This window comes from Pseudomonas sp. AGC41, assembly GCF_057334555.1.
Map to the genome: position 1 here is coordinate 70,788 of NZ_JBHFJB010000115.1, position 3,379 is coordinate 74,166.

Here is a 3,379-nt window from a genome sequence, read left to right on the forward strand (position 1 = left end):
CCGCTGGGCTGCGCAGCAGACCCAAAATCATTCAGCAAGGTGCATCTGGGAAACAACAGGGTGTTTTTACGACTGCTGCGCAGCCGAGCGGGAGCAAGCTCCCTCGCCACGGAATAAGCGCTGACTTCAATCCAACCCCAACTTCTTCAACCGATACCGCATCGACCGAAACGACAACTTCAATCTCTGCGCCGCTGCGGTGCGGTTCCAGCGGGTTTCCTCCAGCGCCTGGAGGATGACCTTACGTTCGACGTCCTCCAGATAATCTTCCAGATTGTCGACCTGCATCAGATCAGCATTGCCCGCCTCGCCAGCCGCGCTGTGTTCGGCGAGACGCAAGTCATCAGCCTCGATCTGCTGGTGCTCGCACAGGGTGTAGGCCCGTTCGAGCATGTTCTCCAGTTCTCGCACGTTGCCCGGGAAGCGGTAATTCTGCAGCGCTTTGAGGGCTTGCGAATGGAGCGTCGCCACTGGGCTGCCGGCGCTTGCGGCGAGGCGCTGGAGCATGTGGTTGGCGAGCAGCTCGATGTCTTCCCGGCGTTCGCGCAAGGGCGGGACACGCAGTTCGATGACATTCAGTCGGTAATACAAGTCCTGGCGGAAGCGACCGGCAGCGACTTCTGCACCGAGGTCCTTGTGGGTGGCGCAGAGAATTCGCACATCCACCACTTCCTCCAGTTGACCGCCCACTGCGCGCACGGCCTTTTCCTGGATGGCTCGCAACAGCTTGACCTGCATCGCCAGCGGCAGGTCGGCGACTTCATCGAGGAATAGCGTTCCGCCGTGAGCCGCCTGGAACAGGCCGGGCTTGTCTTCGATGGCGCCGGTGAAGCTGCCTTTTCGATGACCAAAAAACTCGCTTTCCATCAACTCCGCTGGAATTGCCCCACAATTGACCGGCACAAACCCCTGGCCGCAGCGAGGGCCTTGTTCATGGATCAGGCGCGCCACCAGTTCCTTGCCGCAGCCTGATTCGCCGCTGATGTAGACCGGCGCCTGGCTGCGGGCGAGTTTTTCTATCTGTCGGCGTACGCTGCGCATTGGCGGTGAGTCGCCCAACAGGCAGCGTTCGACGGTCGCCCCCGGCGTGGTTCCCGGCGACAGGCGCAAGGCGCTGCCGATCAGCTCCCGCAGCCGCCCCAGGTCGACCGGTTTGGTCAGGAAGTCGAAGGCGCCGGCCTTGAGCGCGTCGATGGCAACTTCCAGGCTGCCATAGGCGGTGATCATCGCCACCGGCAGTTGAGGAACGCGTTGCTGGATGTGTTGCACCAGTTCCAGGCCGGTGCCATCGGGCAGGCGCATGTCGGTCAGGCACAGGTCGAAGGTTTCACCTGCCAGCAGGGCTTGGGCCTCGGCGAGGTTCTTGGCGCTGCGGGTGTCGAGTTTCATCCTTCCCAGGGTGATTTCCAGGAGTTCGCGGATGTCCGGTTCGTCATCGACGATCAGGATTCGTTGCCGTGAGCGTGTATTCAAATCTGTTTCCGTCCGTGAGCAAAGGTGATGCGAAAGCAACCGCCGCCTTGGCGTGATTTGAAGTCTAGGCGGGCCTGGTTGCTTTCGCACAGCTCACGGGACAGATAGAGCCCGAGGCCGGTGCCCTGGCTGCTGGTGGTGAAGAAAGGTTCGAACAAATGCGCCTGCTGCTCCGGCGTTACGCCCGGGCCGTTGTCGATGATGTCCAGCGTGGCCAGTTGACTGTGCGGGTCGACGAACAGCTTGAACCAGGCCTCGGCCTGTTCATGGGCCATTGCGCTATGGCGCCAGGCGTTGCGCAGCAAGTTGTCGAGCACCTGGGCCAGTTGGTCGGGGTCCATGAGCGTGATGTAGTCGCCCGGGTCGATGCTCAGGTGCAATCGCTGGTGTTCGGCGGCGTGTTCTCGGGTCTGCAGGACGAATCGCTCCAGCCATGCGCGTAAGTCCAGGCGTTGCGGCGCGGTTTGCTGGCGGCGGGACAGCTGCAGGACGTTTTCGATGACGCGATTCATTCGTAGTGAGTGGTCTTGAATAATCTGCGTCAGACGTCGGTCGGCGTCGTTCAGTTCCTCGGATTCACGTAGCAATTGCGCGGCATGACTGATGGCGCCCAGAGGGTTGCGGATTTCATGGGAAATACCGGCGGTGAGGCGCCCGAGGGAGGCCAGTTTCAATTGCTGGGCATGCTGGGCCACTTGAGCCAGGTCTTCGAGGAAAACCAGGGTCTGTTGCTGATCTTGTGGCCCGAGGGCGATGAAGCTGGGTTGCAGCGTCAGGCCGGTGCCGCTGATGGTCAGGCTTTGTGCACGCAGGCTGGGGTTGTCCCGCCATGATTGCAGCCGTTCGACCAGGGCGCTGGAATAGTCGTCTATCCGCTGGCCTATCAGGTCGTGCATGCCCAGCAGGCTCAAGGCGCTTTCGTTGGCCAGCCGCACCCGGTGCTGGTGATCAAGCACCAGGATGCCGGTGCGCATGCGCTGCAGGATCAACGCGTTGAGGGCTTCGAGGCTGAGCACTTCGCTGGCCCGTTGCTCGGCCAGGGTTTCGCTGGCTTCCAGGCGTCGGGTCAGGCCTTGCACCAGCAAAGCGGCGGCGAAACACAAGGCGCCCAGGGTGCCTGCCTGCAGATAGCTGCTGGAGCGGCTCGCGTCGCTGAGGCCGAGGACAAACGTCGAGCCGACGATGCCCAGGGTGGCGACCGCGGCGATCAACAGGCCGATACGCCCTTTCAGCAAAGTGTTGCCGATGGCTACCGAGACAATGATCAGGTTGCCGATGGCGCTGGGGGCGCCGCCCGCGACGAAGAACAGCCACGACAGCAGCAATACATCGGTCAGCGCCAGCCCGAACAGCCGTGCAGGGCGACGCGTGTTTTCAAGAAACACCACCAGCAGGATGTTCAGCACCAGGTACAACCAGCTGCCGCTGCGCAGCAAGTCGTCGTTGGCGAACTCCAGCAGCCGGTTGTCCATGTTGCTGGTGATCAGCAATACCAGGGTGATGCCGATGCTCAGGCGGTACAGGTGATAGAGGCGCAGCAGGCGCTGCGCCTGTTTGACGCGGGGACGCGAGGCCTCAGCGATCACGAGTACCCGGGCCTTGCTCGAGGTGAGCCTGGCTGCAATACCATTGTTGGTCGAGGGCCAATGCCCGGTCACGCGGCAGGTGCACCCCGCATTGGGCGCAACTCACCATGGGACGGGCGTCATGGTCACGCGTGTTGTTCGATGTGGCAGAGCTTGCCTTGAACTTGCGCCACAACCATATCGCGGCGGCAATCAGGGCGATCCAGAACAGTAAACGAAGCATGATGGGCGGCTTTTTGGCTAGAGATCAGGCAGTTTAGCCAAGGACAGTAACGGCGCACAGCGCAATAAATGCGGGCATGAAAAAGGGAGACCCAAGG

General features: G+C 61.8%; 3 protein-coding genes. All 3 read right to left on the reverse strand.

The genetic code is table 11. The annotated features are described in order from the left end of the window. Positions 1-126: 126 nt before the first annotated feature. From ACE04F_RS19490 to ACE04F_RS19500, 3 genes are read right to left on the reverse strand one after another with little or no spacing between them, the layout of a single operon-like run. Positions 127-1,473 (reverse strand): sigma-54-dependent transcriptional regulator, encoded by a 1,347-nt coding sequence (locus ACE04F_RS19490; protein ID WP_486109221.1) that lies wholly within the window; start codon positions 1,471-1,473, stop codon positions 127-129. Further along, positions 1,470-3,059 carry a two-component system sensor histidine kinase NtrB gene (locus ACE04F_RS19495; RefSeq protein ID WP_486109223.1) on the reverse strand — a complete coding sequence of 530 codons (1,590 nt, stop codon included), beginning with the start codon at positions 3,057-3,059 and terminating at the stop codon, positions 1,470-1,472. Before ACE04F_RS19495 ends, ACE04F_RS19490 begins: the two co-directional genes overlap by 4 nt. Beyond that, positions 3,049-3,282 (reverse strand): PP0621 family protein, encoded by a 234-nt coding sequence (locus tag ACE04F_RS19500; RefSeq protein ID WP_486109225.1) that lies wholly within the window; start codon positions 3,280-3,282, stop codon positions 3,049-3,051. The genes ACE04F_RS19495 and ACE04F_RS19500 overlap by 11 nt, the downstream gene beginning before the upstream one ends. Between the last annotated feature and the right edge of the window lie 97 nt (positions 3,283-3,379).